The following is a 15,859-nucleotide window of genomic DNA, read 5'->3' on the forward strand; positions in this document are numbered from 1 at the left end:
GCCCCCATGATCCGCGTAGAAAATGTCAGTAAGACCTTTGTACTCCACCAGCAAAACGGCGTGCGCCTGCCGGTCCTGCACAGCGCCTCTCTGGACGTTAGCAAGGGTGAATGCGTGGTGTTGCACGGCCATTCCGGCAGCGGCAAATCGACGCTGCTGCGCTCCCTGTACGCCAACTATCTGCCGGACGAAGGCCACATCTATATTCGTCATGGCAATGAATGGGTCGATCTGGTGCAGGCGCCGGCGCGTAAGGTGCTGGACGTGCGCCGCTCGACGATCGGCTGGGTCAGCCAGTTTTTGCGGGTGATCCCACGGATCTCCGCCCTGGACGTGGTCATGCAGCCGCTGCTGGACCTGGGCGTTCCGCGCGAAACCTGCGCCGCGAAAGCCGCCGGCCTGCTCACGCGCCTGAACGTGCCGGAACACCTCTGGCACCTTGCCCCATCGACCTTTTCCGGTGGCGAGCAGCAGCGGGTGAATATCGCCCGCGGGTTTATCGTCGACTACCCGATTTTACTGCTTGATGAACCCACTGCCTCGCTCGACAGCAAAAACAGCGCAGCGGTGGTTGAACTGATCGAACAGGCCAAAGCACGCGGCGCGGCGATCGTGGGGATCTTCCACGACGACACCGTTCGCTCCCGCGTCGCAGACAGGCTGCACCCGATGGGGACGCTCGCATGATCGTGAATAACGTAAAGCTGGTGCTGGAAAATGAAGTCGTTGATGGCTCGATTGAGATCCAGGCCGGAGAGATCCGCGCCTTTGCGGAAACCCAGAGCCGCGCCCCGGAAGCGATGGACGGTGAAGGGGGCTGGCTGCTGCCGGGCCTTATCGAACTGCACACCGATAATCTGGATAAATTCTTTACCCCGCGTCCGAAAGTCGACTGGCCAGCTCATTCCGCAATGAGCAGCCATGACGCGCTGATGGTCGCCAGCGGCATCACTACCGTGCTGGACGCCGTAGCGATTGGCGACGTGCGCGACGGCGGCGACCGTCTGGAAAACCTTGAGAAGATGATCAACGCCGTGGAAGAGACGCAAAAACGCGGCCTTAACCGCGCCGAGCATCGTTTGCACCTGCGGTGTGAACTCCCGCATCACACCACTCTGCCGCTGTTTGAAAAGCTGGTGGACCGCGAGCCGGTCTCACTGGTCTCGTTGATGGACCACTCGCCGGGGCAGCGTCAGTTCGCCAGAATAGAGAAATACCGCGAGTACTATCAGGGAAAATACGCGCTGACCAACGAGGAAATGGCGCGTTATGAAGAGGAACAGCGACAGCTTGCGGCGCAGTGGTCTCAACCAAACCGACTCTCCATTGCCGCCATGTGTCGGGATCGCAACATTGCCTTAGCCAGCCATGATGATGCGACGCATGAACATGTGCGCGAATCACACCAGCTTGGCAGCGTAATCGCTGAATTTCCCACCACGTTTGAAGCAGCAGAAGCCTCCCGCACCCATGGCATGAACGTCCTGATGGGGGCGCCGAATATCGTGCGCGGCGGCTCACACTCCGGCAACGTGGCGGCAAGCGCGCTCGCGTCGCTAGGTCTGCTGGATATCCTCTCGTCCGACTACTACCCCGCCAGCCTGCTGGACGCCGCCTTCCGGGTCGCGGCTGACGAAAACAATCGCTTTACGCTGCCGCAGGCGATTCGTCTGGTAACGAAAAACCCGGCAACGGCACTCAATCTTCACGATCGTGGAGAGATAGCTGAAGGTAAACGGGCGGATCTGGTGCTGGTTCACCGTAAGGGCGAGCACATCCATATCGACCACGTCTGGCGTCAGGGGAAACGGGTGTTCTGATGGGAAGACTAATCTGGCTAATGGGGCCGTCAGGCTCTGGTAAGGACAGCCTGCTGTCCGCGTTACGGCAGCGGGAACATCCCCAGCTTCTGGTTGCGCACCGCTATATCACCCGTGCGGCGAATGCCGGGAGTGAGAACCATATCGCCCTGAGCGAGCCGGAATTTTTCACGCGCGCCGGGCAAAATCTGCTGGCGCTTAGCTGGCACGCCAACGGTTATTACTACGGGATAGGCATCGAGACAGACCTGTGGCTGCACGCCGGGTTCGACGTGCTGGTCAACGGCTCACGCGCACACCTTCAACAAGCGCGCGCTCGCTATGAAGCAGCGCTGTTGCCGGTCTGTCTGCAGGTCTCGCCTGATGTGCTGCGCAGCCGGTTGCAGAGCCGGGGTCGTGAAAACGCCAAAGAGATCGAGCAGCGGCTTGAACGTGCGGCGCGCTATACCCCATCGAACTGTCATATCCTCAATAACGACGGAAGTTTGCTACAGTCAGTCGATAACTTTTTAACGCTTATCCGTCAGAAGGAGAAACAGCATGCCTGACTGCCAGCTTCGCCCCGCCACTGCCGACGATGCGCAGATTGTTTACGCGCTGATTTGCGAACTCAAGCAGAGTGAGTTTGATCATCAGGCGTTCCACGCCGGGTATCTTGCCAATCTGCAGGACCACAATATGCGCTACCAGCTGGCTGAACTAAACGGCCAGGTGGTGGGCATGATTGGACTGCATATGCAGTTTCACCTGCACCACGCCAGATGGATTGGCGAGATCCAGGAGCTGGTGGTCATGCCGCAGGCGCGCGGTCTCAGGGTGGGCAGCCAGCTGTTGGCCTGGGCGGAGAACGTGGCGCGGCAGGCGGGCGCTGAACTGACAGAGCTATCCACCAGCGTGAAGCGCCTGGACGCTCACCGTTTTTATGCGCGTGAAGGGTATACGCAGAGCCATTTTCGTTTCACCAAACTGTTGTAGAGGTGCACGATGAGTCTGACGATTACGTTAACGGGAACCGGTAGCGCTCAGCTGGTGCCGGTGTTTGGCTGCGACTGCGCCGCGTGTCGCCGGGCGCGTCTGCAGGATAACCATCGCCGTCGCCCCTGTAGCGCGGTAGTCAAATTCAACGATGCGGTAACGCTGCTGGACGCCGGTATCCCGCACCTGATGGACGACTGGCCGGCAGGCAGCTTTCAGCAGTTTTTACTGACCCACTACCATATGGATCACGTCCAGGGGCTGTTCCCCCTGCGCTGGGGCGTCGGTGCCCCTGTTCCGGTGTACGGTCCGCCAGACGAGTCGGGGTGTGACGACCTGTTTAAACACCCGGGGATTCTGGATTTCAGCCATACGGTAGAGCCGTTTGTGGTGTTTGAACTGCAGGGCCTGCGGGTCACGCCGCTGCCGCTGAATCACTCGAAAATCACCTTTGGCTACCTGCTGGAGTCCGCCCACAGCCGTGTGGCCTGGCTCTCCGACACCGCCGGATTACCTGATAAAACGGTAAAATTCCTGCTCAATAACCGGCCGCAGGCGATGATCATCGACTGCAGCCACGAACCGCGTGACGAAACGCCGCGCAACCATTGCGATCTGAATACGGTTATTGCCTTAAATGAGATCATCGGCTGTCCGCAGGTGATCCTGACCCATATCAGTCATCAGTTCGACGTATGGATGATGGATAACCCGCTACCCGACGGGTTCGAGGCGGGATATGACGGAATGACGTTGTTGCTGGATTAGGTCACTCCCTCTCTGAATGAGAGGGCGAGGCGTATGGATGCTAAACCGCGCGTATCAGCGATCGTAATCGTCTTCTAACCGGCGTTCATCTTCTTCTAACTGACGTCTGTCATCATCCAGCTGGCGTTGACGCTCATCCAGACGGCGACGGCGATCCTCCAGTTGCCTGCGGCGATCGTCATACTGACGGCTGTCGGTCTGGCGGCTGCGATCGTAGCGATCGTCGTCATCATCGCTACTGCGACTGCTGCTGGGGTTATAGGCATCGTTGATCGCCTGCTGAATATTGCCAATGGCTTCATCAATAACATCGGCGTGAGCCAGTTGGCTGGTAAGTGACAGCAGACCAAATAACAGAGCGGTAGAGTAACGTTTCATAAGACCAGACTCGCAGGTGGACTGGCCTTACGGTAATGAACAACAGCTGGCTGGGGTAGCGGAGGAATCTCATTTCTGCGCCTGTTCAATCACCCCTATCGCTTCCACTCTCACCTGGTGTCTCCCGCCCTCAAATTCTGCATTGAGCCAGGCATCGACAATCATTTTTGCCAGCTCAAGGCCAACAACACGTGAGCCAAATGCCAGGATATTGGTGTTGTTATGCTGCCTTGAAAGCTGCGCAGAATAAGGCTCACTACATACCACTGCACGAATGCCGGGGTATTTGTTGGCCGTAATAGAGATCCCAACGCCGGTACCACAAATTAAGATGCCGCCATCAACCTCACCGTCGAGCAGGGACGTCGCAACAGCGCTGGCATAATGCGGGTAGTCGGTGCGTTCGGGCGACCAGGTGCCCTTATCCACCACCTCTACGCCACGCCCACGCAGATGGGCCAGTATGTCCTCTTTCAGTATGAAGCCAACGTGATCGCAACCAAACGCAATCCTTTTCATGATTTGCCTCTCAGTGAGTAAACTTTACGAACGCGATGTATTTTGTGATTTAAGACCGGTTAGTTGTGCAATAAAACCACAAAACCATCGCGTTCTGAGCGTGTTCTACACCCCTGAGGATCGCATTTCAACCCTGACCTGATGGTTAAGTTTGCCTGTAAGTCTTAGGTCATTAAATGCAGAATAAATTAAATGATTGATTTACAACGAATGAAGCAACAACACACAGCCCAAAACTTCACAAGCAATAAAACTTTATGAATTTATAAATATTGTGAAGTTGGCAGCATATTTCCCGGGAAGGTTGTGATGATATAGTGTCGTCTTCATTTTTAAGGACAACAGAGAGCGATGAGTCAGTCAGAATTTGAAAAAGAGCTGCCTAATGGCATCGGTCTGGCACCTTACCTGCGTATGAAACAGGAAGGGATGACCGACAACGAGAGCCGTATCGTCGACTGGCTGCTTCAGCCAGGTAACCTGAGCGGTGCGCCGGCAATTAAAGATGTTGCCGAAACACTGCTGGTCTCGGAAGCGATGATCGTCAAAGTGGCCAAGCTGCTCGGGTTTAGCGGTTTTCGTACTCTGCGCGCAGCGCTTGTGGACTACTTCTCTCAATCCGAGCAGGTGCTCCCCGCTGAACTCGCCTTTGATGAAGCACCACAGGATGTGGTTAATAAAGTGTTCAACATTACGCTTCGCACCATTATGGAAGGCCAGTCGATTGTTAATGTGGATGAAATTCATCGCGCAGCACGTTTCTTCGCTCAGGCTAACCAGCGCGATCTGTACGGCGTCGGCGGCTCTAACGCCATTTGTGCCGACATCCAGCACAAGTTTTTACGTATCGGCGTGCGCTGCCAGTCCTATCAGGACGCCCATATCATGATGATGTCAGCATCGCTGCTGAAAGAGGGAGACGTAGTGCTGGTGGTAACACACTCAGGACGCACCAGCGATGTGAAAGCTGCAGTAGAGTTAGCGAAAAAGAACGGTGCGAAGATTATCTGCATTACCCATAGCTATCATTCGCCCATTGCCAAACTCGCTGATTATATTATTTGCTCGCCAGCACCAGAGACCCCTTTATTAGGGCGCAACGCCTCCGCGCGTATATTACAACTCACACTATTAGATGCTTTATTTGTATCCGTTGCACAACAGAATATTCAACAGGCCACACTCAACATGCAAAAAACCGGTGCTATTGTGGATTTCTTCTCCCCTGGTGCCCTGAAGTAACGATAAAAGGTTGATCCCGTACTAGCGGGATCAACAAAATATACCCTACATTGAGAACACTGCTATGAATAAATATCTGAAATATTTCAGCGGCGCCGCTATGGGCTTAATGTTATCTACCAGCGCATTTGCTGCCGCAGAATATGCAGTAGTATTAAAAACATTGAACAATCCATTCTGGGTGGATATGAAGAAAGGGGTTGAAGATGAAGCAAAAACCCTGGGGGTAAGTGTTGATATTTTTGCTTCGCCGTCAGAGGGTGATTTTCAGTCTCAACTGCAGCTTTTTGAAGACTTGAGTAATAAGAAATACAAAGGCATTGCCTTTGCCCCACTCTCCTCGGTCAACCTGGTGATGCCCGTGTCACGCGCCTGGCAGAAAGGCATTTTTCTGGTCAACCTCGATGAAAAAATCGATATGGATAACCTGAAAAAAGCCGGCGGTAACGTTGAAGGTTTTGTCACGACGGATAACGTAGCCGTTGGGGCAAAAGGGGCAGGCTTTATCATTGATAAACTCGGTGTGCAGGGCGGTGAAGTCGCGATTATTGAAGGGAAAGCCGGAAATGCATCGGGAGAGGCACGCCGCAATGGCGCTACAGAAACCTTTAAAAAAGCAAGTCAAATCAAGCTCGTTGCCAGCCAACCCGCCGACTGGGATCGCATTAAAGCCCTGGATGTCGCCACCAACGTTTTGCAACGCAACCCGAATTTGAAAGCCTTCTACTGTGCAAACGATACCATGGCAATGGGCGTGGCACAGGCGGTGGCAAACGCCGGTAAAACAGGAAAAGTACTGGTCGTTGGCACGGATGGCATTCCTGAAGCACGTAAGATGGTCGACGCCGGACAAATGACCGCCACCGTCGCGCAGAACCCAGCGGATATTGGTGCCACGGGCCTGAAGTTGATGGTGGATGCGGCGAAAACCGGCAACGTGATCCCCCTAGAAAAAACGCCTGAATTCAAACTGGTTGATTCGGTTCTGGTGACGAAATAACTGATATCCGGTGCGGTCAGAAGCCCACACCCCAGCTCTCTCCCGCAGGATGAGAGGGAAAACATAAGGAGTAAACATGGTCACGCCATATATCTCAATGGCGGGGATCGGCAAATCCTTTGGTCCGGTTCACGCATTAACGTCGGTTGATTTAACTATTTATCCCCACGAGATTCATGCGTTATTAGGGGAGAATGGCGCCGGTAAATCAACCTTAATGAAAGTATTGTCGGGAATACATGAACCGACCAAAGGAACTATTACTATCAACGAGGTAAATTACGACAAGCTCGATCATAAACTGGCAGCACAGTTGGGCATTGGCATAATTTACCAGGAACTTAGCGTTATCGATGAATTAACCGTTCTGGAGAATTTATATATTGGCCGTCATCTGACGAAAAAAGTCTGTGGCGTCAATATCATCGACTGGAAAGAGATGCGTATTCGCGGCGCAATGATGCTTTTACGCGTGGGATTGAAAGTCGATTTAGATGAAAAGGTGGCGAATTTATCCATCAGCCACAAGCAAATGCTGGAAATTGCAAAAACATTAATGCTCAACGCTAAAGCGATCATTATGGATGAGCCCACATCGTCTTTAACCAATAAAGAGGTGGATTATCTTTTCCTGATCATGAATCAATTACGTAAAGAGGGCACAGCAATTGTGTATATCTCGCATAAGCTCGCAGAAATCCGCCGCATTTGCGATCGCTTTACCGTGATGAAAGATGGAAGCAGCGTCTGCACGGGCATGGTGAGTGATGTCACAAACGACGATATTGTGCGCCTGATGGTGGGCCGCGAGTTGCAAAACCGCTTTAACGCGATGAAAGAAAGTACCGGCAACCTCGAACGCGATACCGTGTTCGAAGTGAAAAACGTCACCAGCCGGGACAAGAAAAAAGTACGTGATATCTCGTTCAGTGTGAATCGCGGTGAAATCTTTGGCTTTGCAGGACTCGTCGGCTCAGGCCGCACCGAGCTGATGGACTGCCTCTTCGGGGTGGATAAACGCGCTAGCGGTGAAATCCGTCTCAACGGTAAAACCATCTCCCCACACTCGCCGTTGGATGCGTTGAAAAAAGGGATGGCCTACATCACTGAAAGTCGTCGGGAAAACGGCTTCTTCCCCAACTTCTCTATTGCTCAGAACATGGCGGTCAGCCAAAGCCTGAAAAATGGCGGCTACAAAGGTGCCATGGGCCTGTTTCGCGAACATGAAGAGCGCAAAACTGCTGAAACGCAGCGCCAGCTGCTGGCGTTAAAGTGCCATAGTGTGGAGCAAAACATCACTGAGCTCTCCGGCGGAAACCAGCAGAAGGTGCTGATTTCCAAATGGCTGTGCTGCAACCCGGACGTCATCATTTTTGATGAACCTACCCGCGGCATCGACGTCGGCGCAAAGGCCGAAATCTACAAGGTGATGCGCCAGTTAGCTGACGAGGGCAAGGTCATCCTGATGGTGTCATCCGAGCTACCTGAAATTATCGCCGTCTGCGACCGCATCGCCGTGTTCTGCGAAGGGCGACTGACGCAAATCCTGACCAATCGCGACGACATGGGCGAAGAGGAGATTATGGCATGGGCATTACCACAAGAGTGAAACGCGATATGGACGAAAAAAAACCGTTTAATTTCGCGCTGTTCTGGGACAAGTACGGCACCTTTTTCATCCTCGCGATCATCGTTGCCATCTTTGGCACGCTGTCGTCGGAATACTTCCTGACCACCAATAACATCACTCAAATTTTTGTCCAGAGTTCGGTGACGGTGCTGATCGGGATGGGCGAGTTCTTTGCCATTCTGGTGGCAGGTATCGATCTGTCCGTCGGGGCGATTCTGGCGCTGTCCGGGATGGTGACCGCCAAGCTCATGCTGGCCGGCGTCGACCCGTTCCTGGCAGCGCTCATTGGCGGCGTGCTGGTTGGCGGTGCGTTAGGCGCGATCAACGGCTGTCTGGTCAACTGGACCGGGCTGCATCCGTTCATTATCACCCTGGGCACTAACGCCATTTTTCGCGGCATTACGCTGGTGATTTCGGATGCCAACTCGGTATACGGCTTCTCGTTCGACTTTGTAAACTTTTTTGCCGCCAATCTCTTAGGTATTCCCGTGCCGGTGATCTTCTCGCTGGTAGTGGCGGTGATTCTCTGGTTCCTCACCACCCGTATGCGGCTGGGACGCAACATCTACGCGCTGGGCGGTAACAAGAACTCGGCGTTCTACTCCGGTATTGACGTGAAGTTTCATATCCTGGTGGTTTTCATTATCTCCGGTGTGTGTGCAGGGCTGGCAGGCGTGGTGTCAACGGCACGACTGGGGGCAGCAGAGCCGCTGGCTGGTATGGGCTTTGAAACCTACGCCATTGCCAGCGCCATTATCGGCGGAACCAGTTTCTTTGGCGGTAAAGGGCGCATCTTCTCTGTCGTGATTGGGGGGCTCATCATCGGCACCATCAATAACGGACTCAATATTTTACAAGTACAAACCTACTACCAGCTGGTGGTGATGGGCGGGTTGATTATCGCCGCTGTCGCCCTCGATAGATTGATCAGTAAGTAAGGAATTGACGATGAAAATTTCCCCCTCCCTGATGTGTATGGACCTGCTGAAATTCAAAGAGCAGATCGAATTCATAGACCAGCACGCGGACTACTTCCATATCGACATCATGGACGGTCACTTTGTGCCCAATTTGACGCTGTCACCGTTCTTTGTCAGCCAGGTGAAGAAGCTCGCCACCAAACCGCTGGACTGCCATCTGATGGTGACGCGCCCCCAGGACTACATTAGTCAACTGGCACAGGCCGGAGCGGATTTCATCACCCTGCATCCGGAAACGATTAACGGTCAGGCCTTCCGTCTGATTGACGAAATTCGCCGTCATGGCATGAGAGTCGGTCTGATCCTCAACCCTGAAACGCCCGTTGAAGCGATGAAATATTACATTCACAAGGCGGACAAAATTACGGTCATGACCGTCGATCCTGGCTTTGCCGGGCAGCCTTTCATTCCGGAAATGCTCGAAAAAATTGCCGAGCTGAAAGCCTGGCGCGAACGTGAAGGGCTGCGCTATGAGATTGAGATCGATGGCTCCTGCAATCAGTCCACCTACAAAAAACTGATGGCCGCCGGGGCTGATGTCTTTATCGTCGGGACGTCAGGACTGTTCAACCACGCAGAGAATATCGACGACGCATGGCAACTGATGGCCGGACAGATTCTGTCGGCAAAGAACGAGGCCCTTCCTCATGCAAAAACAGCCTGATGTCGTTGCCGGAGTGGATATGGGCGCTACCCATATCCGTTTTTGCCTGCTTACAGCCGAGGGGGCCGTGCTGCACTGTGAAAAACACCGTACAGCAGACATTATCCGTTCAGGCGTCATGTGCGGCGTCGCAGAAATGATCGTTGCAAGGCTTCGCCACTATCAGGTTCGCTGTCGGGGTCTGGTGATGGGTTTTCCTGCGCTGGTCGGCAAAGACAAACGCACCATTATCTCGACACCAAACCTGCCATTACAGGCAACAGACCGACGGGACCTGGCGGGTAAACTGGCGGACGCGCTGGGATGCCCGGTCGAATTCTACCGTGACGTTAACCTCCAGCTCTCTTTTGATGTTATGCAGCACAACTTGCAGCAACAGCAGGTTCTGGCAGCCTATCTCGGTACCGGCATGGGGTTCGCCATCTGGCTGAACGGCGCGCCCTGGACAGGTGCACACGGGGTCGCGGGCGAGCTTGGACATATTCCGCAGGGCGATATGTCACGCCATTGCGGTTGTGGTAACACAGGATGTCTGGAAACCGTCTGTTCCGGTATTGCCCTGAAACAGTGGTATGAACAACAGCCCCGTGATTACGCGATTGGCGAGATTTTTACCTCAGCGTGTCATGACCCCTTTGTCATACAGCTCTTAAATCATGCAGCCCGAGCCATTGCCACCAGCGTAAATCTCTTCGACCCGGATGCGGTGATCCTCGGCGGCGGCGTGATGGATATGGTCGATTTTCCACGCGACGCGCTGATTGCCAGAATTAAACAGCATCTGCGCCGTCCGCTGCCGTATGAGGCAGTCCGTTTCATTACAGCATCATCGTCATCCTTTAACGGTGCTCAGGGGGCGGCGACCCTGGCTCTCAGCCAGTTCCTGTCATCACCTTGCGCAACGCCTGCGCCAGCTGAACACGGGTAAAAGGCTTACGCAGTAACGCCACGTCCGGCAGTTGCGAGTTATGCGTCGGACGCAGATCCTGGCCGCTGATCAGCAACACCGGAAGCTGCGGATAATGGCTGCGCACATGGTTGATCACCTCGGCACCACTGAGGTTGCCGGGCAGCATTAAATCGCTAATAAACATGCCAATATCCGGTGACGCGTCCAGCATCTTCAGGGCCTGTTCGCCGTTGTCCGCTTCAAGCGTCAGATAGCCCAGCTGATGCAGCTGCTCGCACAGGGTCTGGCGGACATCGGCTTCATCTTCCAGCACCAGTACCAGGCGTTCATTTTCAACGGCAGCCGCGGCGGCCTGGGTCTCATCAGCAGAACGAACAGGCAGCGTCGAGCGTGGCAGATGCAGCCGCACGGTGGTCCCCTGCCCCGGCGCGCTTTCAATCTCCACGCGCCCACCGGACTGGCGCACAAAACCGTAGACCATCGACAGGCCTAATCCGCTACCGCTCCCGGTTTGCTTGGTCGTGAAGAACGGTTCGAAGACCCGGGATTTGACCTCCTGCGACATTCCACTTCCCCGGTCAATAACCTCCAGCGCCACCATATCCTGCCTGCGTCCGTCACTGCGGGTCACGCGCTGATTCCACGTGCGGATCTTAATAACCCCCGTCTGTCCCTCCATCGCATCGCGGGCGTTCATCACCAGGTTAATAATGGCGTTTTCCAGCTGGCTGACGTCTATCCACGCCGGCCACGCCGGTGATTGCGCTTCAATTTCCAGCGTCAGGGTGGCCGGCAGCGAGTGGTACATCAACTCCCGCAGGTTCTCGAGCAGCGGTTTCATCTCTACCGCGTGCGGGGTCAGGGATTGCTTGCGGGAAAACGCCAGCAGGCGCTGGGTCAGCACCGCACCACGCTCGGCGGCCTTGAGTGCCCGGGTGATACGCGGGGCGTCATGTGAGTCAGGATCGGTGAGTTCCAGACTGCCAATGATCACCGCCAGCAGGTTGTTAAAGTCATGCGCCAGACCGCCCGTCAGCTGCCCGACGGCCTTCATCTTCTGGCTGTGCACCAACGCCTCTTCCAGCCCCTGACGCTCGATGCGGTCGATCTCCATCTGCGTGGTTTTTTCTTTCAGCAGGCGGGTGGTGTGGACAAGCGAGGCGGTGTTGCGGGCAAAAACGTTAAACGCTCGCGCCAGCTCACCCAGTTCATCACGGCGCTGCAGTCCGGGGACGGAAACATCCTGCTCGCCGTGGGCAAGGCGCGACATCGCCCGGGAGATGGCCGTCAGGTTGGAGGCCAGATTACGGTAGATATACCAACAGGCGCACCCGGTGATGATCAGCGCCAGCACGGCGAACACGCTGATAAATACACTGATGGAGCGCAGCTCCTGGTGACTCTGGGCAGTGCGCAGCCGGGAGGCCTGCGCCACCTGTTCAACGTACTGATTGATGTCGCTGTTTAATATCGCCACCAGCGCCTTGATGTGGAACATATACCAGCTGATCGCCAGATCGCTCTCCTCCAGCTGCGTCGAGAGCGGAACAAGCTTGTGAAGCTCGGCATTAAAATCGGGCAGGATAGCGTTCACCACGGGCTGCGTCACGCTCCGGGGCAGCGTTGCGGTCACGGCATCCAGCTGCTGAACCGTGGCGCGCGGCGAGGGCGTTTCAATAGCGGCGATGATTAGCCTGTCCATTTCCATAAGCTGTTGCGCATCCGGGACGTTGCTGGCGTAACGGCGGTTGATGTCCTGCAGATGGCGCAAATAGCTCTGGCTTTGATAGAGCGCGCTGAGAAGCGCATTACGCTCCAGATGACGCCGCTGCCCGCGCTCCAGCATGCCCGTCACGCTCTGCTGTAACTCATTACTTCTCTGAATAATTCGCGCCACCAGCGCGGGCTCCTGTTGCGCCAGTGGCGCATCGGCAAGCTGTTCCAGCGAGTGACGCAGCGCCATCTGCGTCTGCTTCAGGCGCTCGGCTTCGCCCTTGTATTCCAGCGCGCCTACAACTTGCGAGAGCCGCACCGCCGCCGTTGCCACATTGGCGGTATCGCGGGCGAGGTTCATGCTGCCGGTCATGTCATCCAGCGTCTGCTGCTGCACCTGTTCCTGGATCTGGCTGGCATGACGAAAGCCGAGCACCGCCACGCCGCTGACCATCAGCGTCACCGCCACCACCAGCAGATTAAAAATCAGCAGGCGACCACGGGCGCTGGCAAAGAAGGGCGGACGGTGTGATGGCATACGGTAAGCTCCGGTGCAATGTGATGCCCTCACCCTGGCCCTCTCCTGCTGAGAGGGAAAAAGCGGGGAATTGTGATGTAAGTTAACTATTCATAACTATGACAAATATGAACGGCTTCTGACATTTTGCATTTACCAACCTGTGATGAAGTGCGGATATCGACATTCAAGGAGATCCGCCATGAGCAGAACCCCGGTACTGGAGATGCGCAACATTGCCAAAACGTTTGGCCATTTCCACGCGCTCAAGGGTGTGGATTTGACGGTGTACCCCGGTGAGATCCACGCGCTGATGGGGGAAAACGGCGCAGGAAAGAGTACCCTGATGAAGATCCTCGCGGGGGCCTATACCGCCACCAGCGGCGAGATCCTGATTGACGGACAGCCGTTTCACATCAAAGGGCCAAAGGATGCGCTGGCCGCGGGTATCACCCTCATTTATCAGGAGATGCAGCTTGCCCCCAATCTGACCGTCGCTGAAAACATTTTCCTGGGCAGCGAGCTGTCGCGCGCGGGGCTGGTACAGCGCAAAGAGATGGCCGCACAGGCGCAGGCGGTGATTGACCGTCTGGGCGCGCACTTCAAGGCGACCGACCTGGTAATGAGGCTGACCATCGCCGAGCAGCAGCAGGTTGAAATTGCCCGCGCGCTACACCGCAACAGCCGCATTCTGGTGATGGATGAACCCACCGCCGCCCTCTCCTCACGTGAAACCCATCGCCTGTTCGAGCTGATACTGCGCCTGCGAGAGGAAGGAATGGCGATTATCTATATCAGCCACCGCATGGCGGAAGTGTATGAACTCTCCGATCGCGTCAGCGTTCTGCGTGACGGGCAGTACGTCGGTAGCCTGACGCGCGACAAACTGAACGCCTCTGAGCTGGTGAAGATGATGGTCGGCCGTCCGCTAAGCGATCTGTTTAACAAAGAGCGCGATATCCCGCTCGGCAGCTCGCGTCTTAACGTGCATCACCTTACCGACGGCAAGAAAGTGCTCCCCTGCAGTCTGCAGGTGCGTTCCGGAGAAATTGTCGGGCTGGCAGGTCTGGTGGGCGCCGGACGTTCCGAACTGGCGCAGCTGATCTTCGGCGCGCGCAAAGCCACGGGCGGCATGATTGAGGTCGACGGCGAACCGGTGGTGATCCACTCCCCGCGTGCCGCCATCGACAACGGGATCGGTTTTCTCACCGAGAACCGCAAAGAACAAGGGCTGTTCCTCGAGCTGGCCGCACAGGAGAACATCACCATGGCGACGCTGGAGCGCGACGCCACCTTCGGCATGCTGAACCGCAAAAAAGCGCAGACCATTTCTGACGATGCGATCGCCCTGCTTAACATCCGCGTGCCGCATTCACAGGTCCGCGCGGGCGGCCTGTCCGGGGGCAATCAGCAAAAGCTGCTTATCTCCCGCTGGGTGGCCATCGGCCCACGCATTCTGATTCTGGATGAACCGACGCGCGGCGTCGACGTCGGGGCGAAAAGTGAAATCTACCGCATCATGAACCAGATGGCGCGCAAGGGCGTGGCGATCCTGATGATCTCCAGCGAGCTGCCGGAAATCGTCGGCATGAGCGACCGCGTCTATGTCATGCGTGAAGGCAGCATTGCAGGTGAACTTCACGGAGCAGAAATTTCTCAGGAAAACATCATGACGCTGGCGACCGGCGTGAACGACTCTCATCATCAGGCGGTGCAACTATGACAAATTCAACCCATCCGCAGCAGGTGGCGAAGTCCGCCTCTGCCAAAAAAATGCTGATGAGCGATCTGATGCAGACGGTCGGCATTTTGCCCATCTTGATCCTGATTGTGGCGGTATTTGGTTTTATCGCGCCTAACTTCTTTACCGAAAGTAATCTGCTCAATATCACCCGCCAGGCGTCGATCAACATCGTACTGGCCGCAGGGATGACCTTCATCATTCTGACCGGCGGGATCGACCTCTCCGTCGGCTCCATTCTGGGCACCACGGCCGTGGCGGCGATGGTGGTGTCGTTAATACCTGAGTTCGCCATGCTTTCTATTCCGGCAGCGCTCATGCTCGGCCTGGTGCTGGGTTTGTTCAACGGCGCGCTGGTCGCTTTTGCCGGGCTGCCGCCGTTTATCGTGACGCTCGGTACCTATACGGCACTGCGCGGTGCGGCTTATTTGCTGGCGGACGGTACGACCGTCATTAACTCCAACATTAACTTTGAGTGGATCGGCAATAACTACCTCGGCCCCATTCCGTGGCTGGTGGTGATCGCGCTGGCGGTCATTGTGCTGTGCTGGTTTATTCTGCGCCGCACCACGCTTGGCGTTCACATTTATGCGGTTGGCGGCAACATGCAGGCGGCGCGTCTGACAGGCATTAAGGTCTGGCTGGTGCTGTTGTTTGTGTACGGCATGAGCGGGCTGCTCTCGGGCCTGGGCGGCGTGATGAGTGCCTCGCGTCTCTACAGCGCCAACGGCAACCTGGGCATGGGCTACGAGCTGGATGCGATCGCGGCGGTGATCCTCGGCGGCACCAGCTTTGTCGGCGGGATCGGCACGATCACCGGCACGCTGGTGGGGGCGCTGATCATCGCCACGCTTAACAACGGCATGACGCTGATGGGCGTCTCCTACTTCTGGCAACTGGTGATCAAAGGGGCGGTGATCATCATAGCGGTGCTAATCGACAAATACCGTACCCGACACCATCAAAGTGCATAACAACAATACCCTACAAGCGAGGAAGAGA

16 protein-coding genes are annotated in these 15,859 nt (G+C 55.7%); 13 read left to right on the forward strand and 3 right to left on the reverse strand.

Translation table 11 applies throughout. The features are described 5' to 3' along the window. The first annotated feature begins 6 nt into the window (after positions 1–6). Genes phnL through phnP form a run of 5 tightly spaced genes read left to right on the forward strand, consistent with a single transcriptional unit; the run spans position 7 to position 3,563 of the window. Positions 7–687, forward strand: coding sequence for a phosphonate C-P lyase system protein PhnL (gene phnL / locus L466_RS00450; RefSeq protein ID WP_014168259.1), 681 nt, complete (start codon positions 7–9; stop codon positions 685–687). Beyond that, entirely contained in the window at positions 684–1,820 is a 1,137-nt protein-coding gene (gene phnM / locus L466_RS00445; RefSeq protein ID WP_014168258.1) for an alpha-D-ribose 1-methylphosphonate 5-triphosphate diphosphatase, read from the forward strand. Before phnL ends, phnM begins: the two co-directional genes overlap by 4 nt. Then, on the forward strand, positions 1,817–2,368 hold the full coding sequence (phnN, locus tag L466_RS00440; RefSeq protein ID WP_040018699.1) for a ribose 1,5-bisphosphokinase: 552 nt from the start codon (positions 1,817–1,819) through the stop codon (positions 2,366–2,368). The genes phnM and phnN overlap by 4 nt, the downstream gene beginning before the upstream one ends. Beyond that, positions 2,361–2,795: an aminoalkylphosphonate N-acetyltransferase gene (gene phnO, locus L466_RS00435; protein WP_014168256.1), complete on the forward strand. Its 435-nt coding sequence runs from the start codon at positions 2,361–2,363 to the stop codon at positions 2,793–2,795. Before phnN ends, phnO begins: the two co-directional genes overlap by 8 nt. Positions 2,796–2,804: 9 nt before the next feature. After that, positions 2,805–3,563, forward strand: coding sequence for a phosphonate metabolism protein PhnP (gene phnP / locus L466_RS00430; protein ID WP_014168255.1), 759 nt, complete (start codon positions 2,805–2,807; stop codon positions 3,561–3,563). A 54-nt stretch (positions 3,564–3,617) separates the two neighbouring features. Here the strand turns inward: phnP and yjdP are convergent, their stop codons facing one another. Next, entirely contained in the window at positions 3,618–3,941 is a 324-nt protein-coding gene (gene yjdP, locus L466_RS00425) for a DDRRRQL repeat protein YjdP (protein WP_014168254.1), read from the reverse strand. Positions 3,942–4,010: 69 nt separating this feature from the next. Beyond that, the gene (rpiB, locus tag L466_RS00420; RefSeq protein ID WP_032681899.1) at positions 4,011–4,460 is read right to left on the reverse strand and encodes a bifunctional allose-6-phosphate isomerase/ribose-5-phosphate isomerase RpiB; all 450 of its coding nucleotides are present in this window, start codon (positions 4,458–4,460) and stop codon (positions 4,011–4,013) included. A 351-nt stretch (positions 4,461–4,811) separates the two neighbouring features. Here rpiB and alsR point away from each other — a divergent pair, with 351 nt between their 5' ends. From alsR to alsK, 6 genes are all read left to right on the forward strand, one after another. Beyond that, positions 4,812–5,702, forward strand: a complete 891-nt coding sequence (alsR, locus tag L466_RS00415) for a MurR/RpiR family transcriptional regulator (RefSeq protein WP_014168252.1) — start codon at positions 4,812–4,814, stop codon at positions 5,700–5,702. Between the two features lie 64 nt (positions 5,703–5,766). Next, positions 5,767–6,702 (forward strand): D-allose transporter substrate-binding protein, encoded by a 936-nt coding sequence (alsB, locus tag L466_RS00410; protein WP_032681900.1) that lies wholly within the window; start codon positions 5,767–5,769, stop codon positions 6,700–6,702. A gap of 76 nt (positions 6,703–6,778) precedes the next feature. Beyond that, entirely contained in the window at positions 6,779–8,311 is a 1,533-nt protein-coding gene (alsA, locus tag L466_RS00405) for a D-allose ABC transporter ATP-binding protein AlsA (RefSeq protein WP_014168250.1), read from the forward strand. Then, a complete protein-coding gene (alsC, locus tag L466_RS00400) occupies positions 8,290–9,270 on the forward strand; it encodes a D-allose ABC transporter permease (protein WP_014168249.1) in 981 nt (326 codons plus the stop codon). Before alsA ends, alsC begins: the two co-directional genes overlap by 22 nt. Before the next feature lie 10 nt (positions 9,271–9,280). Further along, positions 9,281–9,976, forward strand: a complete 696-nt coding sequence (gene alsE, locus L466_RS00395; protein WP_020882821.1) for a D-allulose 6-phosphate 3-epimerase — start codon at positions 9,281–9,283, stop codon at positions 9,974–9,976. Continuing rightward, positions 9,960–10,904 (forward strand): allose kinase, encoded by a 945-nt coding sequence (gene alsK, locus L466_RS00390; protein ID WP_032681901.1) that lies wholly within the window; start codon positions 9,960–9,962, stop codon positions 10,902–10,904. Before alsE ends, alsK begins: the two co-directional genes overlap by 17 nt. On the opposite strand, the gene L466_RS00385 is transcribed toward alsK, so the two are convergent. Continuing rightward, positions 10,849–13,137 carry an ATP-binding protein gene (locus L466_RS00385; RefSeq protein ID WP_032681902.1) on the reverse strand — a complete coding sequence of 763 codons (2,289 nt, stop codon included), beginning with the start codon at positions 13,135–13,137 and terminating at the stop codon, positions 10,849–10,851. The genes alsK and L466_RS00385 overlap by 56 nt on opposite strands. 181 nt (positions 13,138–13,318) lie before the next feature. On the opposite strand from L466_RS00385, the gene L466_RS00380 reads away from it, so the two are divergent. Next, positions 13,319–14,839 carry a sugar ABC transporter ATP-binding protein gene (locus tag L466_RS00380; protein WP_032681903.1) on the forward strand — a complete coding sequence of 507 codons (1,521 nt, stop codon included), beginning with the start codon at positions 13,319–13,321 and terminating at the stop codon, positions 14,837–14,839. Continuing rightward, complete coding sequence (locus tag L466_RS00375) at positions 14,836–15,831, forward strand: ABC transporter permease subunit (protein ID WP_014168244.1); 996 nt, start codon at positions 14,836–14,838, stop codon at positions 15,829–15,831. Before L466_RS00380 ends, L466_RS00375 begins: the two co-directional genes overlap by 4 nt. Positions 15,832–15,859 lie beyond the last annotated feature (28 nt).

This window comes from Enterobacter sp. BIDMC 30, from assembly GCF_000534355.1.
Taxonomy (GTDB): Bacteria; Pseudomonadota; Gammaproteobacteria; order Enterobacterales; family Enterobacteriaceae; genus Enterobacter; species Enterobacter ludwigii.

Bases quoted from the DNA above. Each gene is read 5' to 3' on its own strand.
- phnL (WP_014168259.1), top strand. From the start codon at position 7: ATGATCCGCGTAGAAAATGTCAGTAAGACCTTTGTACTCCACCAGCAA.
- phnM (WP_014168258.1), top strand. From the start codon at position 684: ATGATCGTGAATAACGTAAAGCTGGTGCTGGAAAATGAAGTCGTTGAT.
- phnO (WP_014168256.1), top strand. From the start codon at position 2,361: ATGCCTGACTGCCAGCTTCGCCCCGCCACTGCCGACGATGCGCAGATT.
- phnP (WP_014168255.1), top strand. From the start codon at position 2,805: ATGAGTCTGACGATTACGTTAACGGGAACCGGTAGCGCTCAGCTGGTG.
- yjdP (WP_014168254.1), bottom strand. From the start codon at position 3,941: ATGAAACGTTACTCTACCGCTCTGTTATTTGGTCTGCTGTCACTTACC.
- rpiB (WP_032681899.1), bottom strand. From the start codon at position 4,460: ATGAAAAGGATTGCGTTTGGTTGCGATCACGTTGGCTTCATACTGAAA.
- alsR (WP_014168252.1), top strand. From the start codon at position 4,812: ATGAGTCAGTCAGAATTTGAAAAAGAGCTGCCTAATGGCATCGGTCTG.
- alsB (WP_032681900.1), top strand. From the start codon at position 5,767: ATGAATAAATATCTGAAATATTTCAGCGGCGCCGCTATGGGCTTAATG.
- alsA (WP_014168250.1), top strand. From the start codon at position 6,779: ATGGTCACGCCATATATCTCAATGGCGGGGATCGGCAAATCCTTTGGT.
- alsC (WP_014168249.1), top strand. From the start codon at position 8,290: ATGGGCATTACCACAAGAGTGAAACGCGATATGGACGAAAAAAAACCG.
- alsE (WP_020882821.1), top strand. From the start codon at position 9,281: ATGAAAATTTCCCCCTCCCTGATGTGTATGGACCTGCTGAAATTCAAA.
- alsK (WP_032681901.1), top strand. From the start codon at position 9,960: ATGCAAAAACAGCCTGATGTCGTTGCCGGAGTGGATATGGGCGCTACC.
- L466_RS00385 (WP_032681902.1), bottom strand. From the start codon at position 13,137: ATGCCATCACACCGTCCGCCCTTCTTTGCCAGCGCCCGTGGTCGCCTG.
- L466_RS00380 (WP_032681903.1), top strand. From the start codon at position 13,319: ATGAGCAGAACCCCGGTACTGGAGATGCGCAACATTGCCAAAACGTTT.
- L466_RS00375 (WP_014168244.1), top strand. From the start codon at position 14,836: ATGACAAATTCAACCCATCCGCAGCAGGTGGCGAAGTCCGCCTCTGCC.